General features: G+C 44.6%; 2 protein-coding genes. Both read right to left on the reverse strand.

All coding sequences use genetic code 11. The annotated features are described in order from the left end of the window. Positions 1–23: 23 nt before the first annotated feature. The gene (locus tag B3R91_RS09565) at positions 24–4505 is read right to left on the reverse strand and encodes a UvrD-helicase domain-containing protein (RefSeq protein WP_414707547.1); all 4482 of its coding nucleotides are present in this window, start codon (positions 4503–4505) and stop codon (positions 24–26) included. Between the two features lie 159 nt (positions 4506–4664). Next, on the reverse strand, positions 4665–9173 hold the full coding sequence (locus B3R91_RS09570; RefSeq protein ID WP_286797410.1) for an exodeoxyribonuclease V subunit gamma: 4509 nt from the start codon (positions 9171–9173) through the stop codon (positions 4665–4667). Positions 9174–9490 lie beyond the last annotated feature (317 nt).

The raw sequence follows: 9490 nt of genomic DNA on the forward strand, positions 1-9490 counted from the left end.
TTATTTAACTGTTTGCAACCCTGCTAACTGGGCATGCCAAACAATGCATCTAAGGCCTTAATAAAATCAAAGGGAATGTCCCACGTCACCAGTCCATAGCGGGCACTGTTTGTTGGTTTGTCATGCATTGTCTCACTGGCTATTGAGTCGCCGCCACTCAGTACATTCGCCTCTTTTGCTTTAGTCACCAACTGAGAGGTTGGATCATATACGCCTCGTAAAAAGACATACTCCACCGCGCCCAAATACTTAGCTTCATTGCCTACATAATCAGCAATTCGCATCGACAAAAACCGATGCAATGCCACTTGATAAATGGCTGCTTGCAACCAATACCCTGCTTTGGACATCGCTTGCTTGAGCGTAGCTTCGTTATAATCGCTTAGGCTATTTCCTAAAAAGTTACTTTTATAATCGACGACATAATACTTGCCAGCATGCTCATACACCAAATCGATTTCACCACGTAAATAACGATATAAATGCGCTTTGTTTTGCGGGACAAGATTAACATGTTTGTCGGTTTCATTAGGCAGGTACTGCTGAAAGAGTCTATTAATATCTTGTGCTTTAAAACGCTCTGACAGTCCCATATTGAACTCTAATTCAGCGAACCTCTGACTTGCATCGATAGAGCGTAACGGCTGATCAGACGCTAATAGCGGCGTATGTAGCACCTCTTCAATCCAGCCAATGAGAGCTGCATGCTTGCTAGCATCTATCGAGTCCGAATCCAATGAATCAGTATTTAATGAAGAACTATCGCCTTGCTCTTGCTTCTTCGCTTGTAATCGACGGCTTTGGGTTTCAGCACTGCTATACACCAACGGCAGCTGATAGCTACTAATAGCTCTATCGATAACCTGAGACCACTGGGATTTATTATTAAAATCAATTTTTTCAAATATCTCATGCAAAAATGTACCCGCATTGGCACCTTTCACAAAGGTAAAACGAATATCATCCTCTAACTTGGGACTTGCCTGATCGACTTGCGCGGCAGCGTCATGACTATCTGATGCATGACCACCCAGTGACGGTGAAACTGACGTTTCGGTGATATTGATATCAATATCAATATCAATATCTATCGCATCATCAATACGCTCATCCATCACAGCCATTGTCTGCGTTGACTCATCTAGCTGACGGGCTAAGGCGGTAAAACTGGTCTTAGCCCAACCGTAAAAGTAATTGATTTTCATAACTTCTGAAAAATCATCATACTCAATAGGTTCGGTTTTGGGCGTAATAAAATCGGGCGATCCACTTTCTGTTAATTTGCCTGCTTTAGCAGCAGCACAGTTATCATTATAGAACTCATTGACCTTATGCCCTCTAATCATACCTATGGTGCCTTTGAGTCTATCTGGCAATTCAAATTTTGGCTCTGGTGACTCAAACCAATAGAACACCGGCTTTAATTCAAACCCTGTTTTGTTGTGGGGATCTCGCAGTACCACATAAAGCTGTTCACTGGCGCGCGTAAAGGCCACATAACCAAGCCGGCGCAGCTCCTCGAAGCCCTCCTGCGTTTCAATATCGGTATAGTAACCCTTTGTGGTCGCAGAGCCTTGTACAGGAGAGAATCGGCGCTGATTGCCTGTCGATTGCTGCGCCAACGCTGACTGACTTTGTTGAGTAGCATCTTGTTGGGTAGGGTTTTGTTGCGCGTTGTAGAGATACAACCCATAGTCTTCTTTATTACCTGACTTCCTACTGGCATCACCCATACCCAGCACATAGACAATAGGAAACTCTAACCCTTTTGATTTATGAATGGTCATTAGCTGCACGCCAGATTCTGTCGGTAACGGATACTGCTTGGCCCAATCGCTGCTAGGCGCGCTATCTATGTTTTGTCTAAACCAGGCCAGCAGCTCGTACTCACCCATGCCGATACCATACTGCGCTAATATATCCATTACATGACGCAAATCCATAATATGACGATCGCCTTCTGGATGCGCTGCTAATGCTTGCCAAACGCCTTGCGGCTGCACAGGGCTTTGATCTAACAAGTAATGCATGGCCGATAATACGCCAAAGTGCTGCCAACGCTGGGCACCTTCTTTTAAATAGCTAATAAAGTCTTGATAGCTTTTCTTATTGTCGATGGCTTTTATATTAGCGCTATTTAAATCTACAGCTCCTGCCTCATGGTCAATCATCATGGCTTTAATGTCTTTGATACTCAGGCCATATAAATGACTGGTCAGCACCCGATTAATCATATCATGACGATACGGGTATAGCATGGCACTTAGCAGCGCTGCCACATCCTCTGCCATAATGGTTTCAAATATACTCACATCACTGGTGGTCAAGGTTGGCACACCAAGCTTGACAAGCTCATCTTCTACTTGTTTTAAATCTTTTTTGGCACGTGCCAGCACACCGATATCGCTCGGCTGAATCGGCTTGCCTTTTAATGTCTGACCACTGCTGAGTAAGGTCGCAATATGACGCGCTGCGATCTCGAACTCATCATACTCAAGCTCCTTGTCCTTATCATAAGGCAAGTGCAACACACTCACTGGCTGAGCAGAAAGTACGTCATTTACCAAGTCGCTATTTAGTATGTTTGAATCATTAAACCAAGACAGCTGATTTTCTTGCTTTTCAGCTTTAATGTGCTGGTAATAAATACCACTACCTAACTGTGCCAGCCTATTCTCTTGAGTCACTGGCGCAGGCATACCGAACCAACAGTTTAGGGCATTAATCACACTGGCGTTTGAACGACGATTAACATCGAGCGTCCAAAGGCTGCTTTTTTCAAACTGGGCTTTCATATAATTGTAGTTGGCGACATCACCGCCGCGAAACCCATAAATGGCCTGCTTAGGATCGCCTACCAACAACAAAAAATCATGGTTGGTTTTATTAGTAGCCTGTTTGTCATTGGCCAACGGTTTACGTTTATTTGTTGGCAAATAGATGCTTTCAATCATAGTGGCTTGCTCGCCATTGATATCCTGCGACTCATCAATCAATGCCACGGGATAATGATGACGAATATAACGTGCCAGCTTCTCTCCTTGCCGACCCGTTAATGCTTGGTTTAAACGCACCATCTGCAAGCTAAAGGTGGTTTCACCGCGCTCTTCTAATATAACCGGTAGCCTGTCACGTACCGCCAACACGATATGGCGATTGAGATTGGCTAAAATAGTAATAACGTATTCATCGAGCTTTTTGCTTTCTTCAATATACCGTTTAAAGTCACGAACCACCTGCAACTCATTAAATATCAAATTAACTCTTTCACCATCTTTTGGCTTGTAGAACTGTTTGCCTATATCATCAGTTTTCTGAAACGCTTCAATTAACTTTCCAGTATAAGTTTTTTTGTCTGATATGAACTTATAAGCGGCGGGACCAGACTCTTCTAACACTTGAACGATTTTCGGCCAAGACTCTCTGTTATTCTGCAACTGTCCTTTGGGAACTTCATAGTATTCGCCATCAGGCTTAAAGAAAGCATCAAGCTCATCGCTGCGCTCAATGATACTATGGATAAGCCGCTCGTAACCCTCAAAAGAAAAATCACTGCTCACAACTTCATCAATTGGCGCAGAAATAAAATTCAGCGACCGAGTTACATAGTTTTTATGATCGCCCACCGCCGTCAGCTTACCTTGCTGATCCATCAATGCATACAATTTAGGTTGCTCGTGATACAGCCTACTTTGAAACTGACGCAGCTCATCATGAACAATACTGTCCGTCACTTGCTCAATGCTGCTGTCTTCAATAATAGCCATCCCTTGCTGATGACCGGTCTCGCTACTGTATTCCTTCAACCATTTTTGCGCCAAGCTATCAAGGGTTCCGACAAACAGCTTGTCCAAGGTGGTTAATACAAGCGCCGTGCGTCGAATGGCTTCTGTCATAGGATAACTGTATACATGATCAAGCAAGTAGCCGACCAGATGCAGATTGATAGGGTCTTGCATGATGTCATCTAAGCGCGCATATTTAGCCTGAGCGACTAACCAGTCCTCACGATCTTTTTTTGCTTGTGCACGCTTTTCAGCAGCAGCTTTTTTGTCATGAACGTTGTTATAAACAAAGTCTTGATTTAGTTCATCTGCATCTATTTCAGCGTTTGAATCCGTATTTGAGCTATTGACTGCTTGCTTATCACTATCAGGTGTCACCTGTAATATATGTGGATACAAACTCTCTTTATTAGCGCGGTCAGCACTCAGGCTATTCACCCATTGCAGCAGCTGATAGAAATCCACCAAACGATCATGAATGCGCTGACGCATCTCAGCAGCCGCAGCGCGAGTAAAGGTCGTCGCAATGATTTGCTCTGGCGCACGCCGTGCCTCAATCAACAGACGCAGTACAATGCCAGTTAGTGTCCACGTTTTACCAGTACCAGCTGACGCTTCGATAAGATGCCGACCCGTCAATGCAACATCAACCGCTGGTATCACATCCACCTTATTCTTAGGCTTAATCATATCGTGATTCGCAACCTCACTGTCAGTCATAGCCTGATATTTATCAAATGAATGAGGCTGGGTAGAAATGTCCATCATGTGAGTGGTGGCGGTAAATTCTGTCATAGGGGCGTACACTTTTTATTATCAATTAAACCAAAGGGCAAAAAACGAACCGTTTTAAACAGTTTTAAGTAACCAGCTAGCCTGCTAACTATCTAGACCAACTAGCGCTGTGAACATCGGCTCATACAGTGGCTGTGCTAACGTCGTTAATGCTGCTGATAAGGCTTTAAACGCGTCTTGATCACGCAGTACATATTGCCAAATGGCATGCTGCGAGCAGGTATCATATACCGTGTCTACGTGATAGTTAGGTCTTAGCCAATCTAAGAAGTCTGCGCGTTTTGGCCAATAGCTGCCAATCTCATCTTCACTCTCTGCCGCTTTTGCGCACTTATCAAGATAACTGAGTGCATATTCTGGCAATAAGGTAATCGGCACTTGACCGACTAGCTTGCCAAATATCGCCCACTTTATCAGCTCGGTCACGGCATCTTCATACACAATAGGGCTTAACTTAAATGTGATTACATCTTTATATTTACCAACTTGCGAGTTGGATTTGTTAAAGCGCCAAATACTCACGCCATCATCTACTGCGACTTGCTCAGCAGTGGTACGTCTGGCAACTTGCCAATACAGATGCGACAACCAAAACTTGATTAAATGCTTGGGGCTAGCAGAATTGGGCAGTATGTTTAACCACTGCTTGGGCGATTGCTCGGCATAGGACACGCTAGCCTGTAGATTAGAGGGATGGTGATTGGCATCTATCGATACTGATGTAGGAACTGATATTGGTACTGAACCTTTTATTTTAACTATTTTAGGCAATAGCTTCGGTAGTGGCGCATTATCAGCATGGTTCAACACAGTCGCTAACTCTAGCTGAACGGGATGCTCGGTGGTTGGGGTCAGTAGCTGCAAACCACCTATCTCGCTTGCCTCTAATATCTGGGCATCATCCAAGCCATTAGCAACTAGCTGTTCTTTAAATTCCTGACATTGCTGCTGCAGTTTTTGTTTTTGATTGGGCAAGGTCGTTTGGCGCGCCACACCTGCTGGCATGATTTTTTGATACATCAAGATTGGACTGTCTTGCGTGGCGGTGCTGTCGGTACTATTATTTGCTGCATCGCTCGCCAGCTCGTTAATCAGATACTCTTTTATCTGATAAGTCGTTAGATTGTCTAGGAATAGTGGCTCTTGATGTGCCATCGCTTCCTCACCCTGCACCACATGCACCTTTTGAGTACGCAAAAATGCCTTGGCAGGATGGCGCACTTGATAGGCCAATACCCCTTCAACGTCTATCTCTCCAATATTAAATACAGTTTCGGAAAGTGCCTTTTTAGTAAGGTCATTAACCTCACCAGAATCATTGAATACAGCTGTTGCGTCTAGTGACAACATCTCAGCTATTACATCTAAGGTTTGATTGTCTACTTGTCCTAACTGACCTAGAGATTGACCAAGCAGCTGAGCAATTGATTCGTACTGTGCTTTGGTAGGCAAGCTAACCAGTTCTGCATGCTCACTAAATGCTCTACCCTTTAAGGTATTAAACACTGCTTGCCAAAGCGGCGCCGGAGGAAACTGACGTTTTTGCGCAAGCTTGGTTCTGCGCATGGCTGTATTCAAAAGAACATCTAACTCATCTGCATTATCAATAAGTCTGTTGTCTTGAATATCATTTTCAGTGTGGATAGCTGTGCTTTCATTCAAATTGAGCTTAGGAGTGTCAGACGCTTGCTCACAAACATCTGCGTCTTCAATGTCTGTTTCAAACAAACTCTCATGAAACGGCAGTGCCGGATGCTCAGTCAGCAGCCACTGTTTAATCAATTTAGGTAAATAACGCTTAAGGCTCTCGGTGGTAGAATCAACATTCTCAGGTAATGTGTCTAACGCTTCAAGCGAGTTGACCTGCCACTGCACCTCACCTTGCAAAAATTGTAATAGCTCACTAACTGGGTTGGCTGGCAGGTGCTCGTGGGTATCCAACAGACTTTGACCGTTATAAAATATCCAGCAAGCACTGCGCGCACACAGCAAGGCATCTAAAAATGCACCATTATCATCATCTTCACTGACTCTATCACCGCGGCGGGCATTGGTGGCTTTCATCAAATCATAGCGATTATCAAGATCACGCCCAGGAAATTCAGACAGATCCATATTGAGCATCACCACCAAATCAAAAGGCACATTTCTGAGCGCCCCAAATCGACCAAAGGTAATCACCCCAGTCGGCTCGGCACTGACCTGCTGACTCTCAAGCTCTGCTTCAATACTGTCCAGCATAAAATTCAGCTTTAATGGCAACTGCTCAACGCCTGCCAGCCTTTGCTCTACTTCTTTTTTGTTAGCATTACTGACACTATCGCTACTGGCGTACTGTCTATAGTGACGATTGGCCCTCAGGCTTGATTTAAAGCCATTCATAGCGTTATAGATGGCGCGCATCGTACGCGTTTGATCGACATCACTAAAGTAGCGATGAATGACTTGTTTCTCAATCTGATCAAGCCAATCTTCCGCTTTTAGTTTTTGTGTATGATCATCACGGCGCGCGGTCAAACCGGCATAAATACGACAAAGCGCTTCAATAATTATCGCATCATTTAGGCTCACTTGCGGCAGCGGCAAACTCATCTCCGGCAAGGCAGTGCTTGGCCAATCTTCCTGTGCCAAAGGATATAAGCAATCGCTTAAACTGGCCTCTGGCATCACCAGACCCAAGGTTAATCTATCTAGCGCTTGAGCAAAGGTAAATCGGTAGTCATAGTCGTTGCTATCTAGGCTTTGTTTAAGATGCCATTCATCAAAGCCGCGGATAAAGCCTGCCTCGATCAGCAAATCACAACCACGGCTCATCTGGTCATGGGTTAAGCCAAAACTTTCATACAGCGGTGGCAGCATCAGCCAGTCCAAAACTTCTGCCGCTTCAAAGCGGGCACTATGACTGCCTAACAGCTTATAAAAACCAATAATAGCTTCCCATAGCTGACGAATATCCGCATCGACAACGCCAGTCACCTTTGCTGGCAGGGTTAAACCGTCTTGACCTTTACCGCTGACGAAAATAGAGCTGATCAGCGCATGGTGACGCTCAACATCGGGTAGCAACACGACAATATCGGATATATGGCGTTTTTTCTCACCAATTTCTAATGGCTCATTCAACCAGCGCCCAATCATAATACGCAGTACTTCAAGTTGACGCTGCAAACTATGGCATGAATGAATACTTAGGCTATTGTCTTGCGCAGACATGGCCCAAAAACGCTCCTTCTCAAAGCGTTTATTCTCTAACGCTTCATCGTCATACCACGCCGTCTCTTTCTCGTCTTGATTAGAGCCCGTCTCTAGTTGTTTACTGACTGCTTGCGAGACTTTGGCCGCGGTCGCTTGCTGGGTAGACTGCTCATCTAGCATCAACACATCATTTTGTAAACGTCTTAATAAGCTTGGGCTCTCTTGCAGCTGTTGCGCACTCTCATCAAAATTAATACTGAACTCGTCGCTCAAGTCATCATTGCTATCATCGCCCTCATTAAAGATGTCCTGCCACTCGACGAGTGCATCTTGGTATTGCTCATTACCCGATAAATTTGCGAGCATAGCAAAGGTATCACGCGACTGTTTGCCTAAACGCGACAGCAAACTGTGCCCATAATCGCGCAGAAACACGCTTTCAGGGTTAATAATCTGCTGACGCTGTAGCCACGACTTATCAACAATATCTGCCCAAAACAGCTTAGATGGGTTGTAGTGCAACAGCGTGATATCCATGTATTGTGACAAGCGCTGTAAAAAGTCGAGCTCTGTTTGTGGCAACTGCTGAATGGTAAAAATACGCAGAACTTTTGGCAGTTGAGCACGCTCATTCGCCTTGTTTTCTTTTAAGGCTGACCAAAAGGTATCTTCAAGTGCCACACGGTGCTGATGCACATCGGCAAACAAATGCGACCATAAGAAACGCTGGGCGACCTCTAACTCTACATAGTGCGCCACCAACCATTCAGGGGTGCCACGTGCATACTTATCGAAGCGCAAGGATAGTGCATCCTTATCCGCTATCAGCGCATCTACATTAAGCGGCTTATTGTGTGACCATAGATCTAACCAGTCTTCACGATGGGTTAAATAGCGGTTAAACACCCTCGCCAAATCACTTGCCAGCTGCCAAATACGCGCATCTTGTTGTGCCTTATCCTGTTGAACTTCTTCTTGTGGCTCATCAATCAAAGACGCCAGCAACGGATGAACGGGGTGTTTTTCAGCAGCGACAATCGCCTCTTGATAGTAAGTCAGATAGCCAAACAATCGCCACTGCATTACCGTTGGTGACAACACTGCCACCTCAGGCACATTCAACGTTGACGCTTCAGGGTTTTGCTCTAGTAAATAGGCATTGTGGCGGCTCAACACATCCTGCATCAATGTCCACTGATACTGACCCCAAAACGTCGTCGTCACTAAGGTGCTGATACCCGCTTGGCTTGCAATAGACTTATCTAGCCAATCACCAAGTACCATTGACGGCACAATGACCACAAACTCTTCAAAAATGGGTTGGTTTTTGGACTTATAAGCTTCCAATAACTGCTCAACCAAAAGCTCAGTACGGTGGGACTGAATGATTTTAAACATAAATGAGGTAATCTATTTGAATGAATAAAGCTGGAATAGTAAAAATTGAGTATTAAAAACAACACGACGAGCGTGTAAATTTTACGGCAAAGCTGATGATAGCGTATGGTTTCATACTTTTTATGAAGAAGAAACGTGGTAGGCAACACTCATCAATCTATCAAAACCGCGAAAGAGGACTCCATCCGATCTAGGGTGGAGGTGAATTTCGCATATCCTGCTCTTTTTTACACAGATACCTCATTAAAATCATACCAAACCCACTGAGTTATTGATACAATAATTAAGTATTAAGATACCCCACTCTCAACTTCGAA

The organism is Psychrobacter sp. UBA6291, assembly GCF_002439405.1.
In the GTDB taxonomy this organism is placed as follows: Bacteria; Pseudomonadota; Gammaproteobacteria; order Pseudomonadales; family Moraxellaceae; genus Psychrobacter; species Psychrobacter faecalis.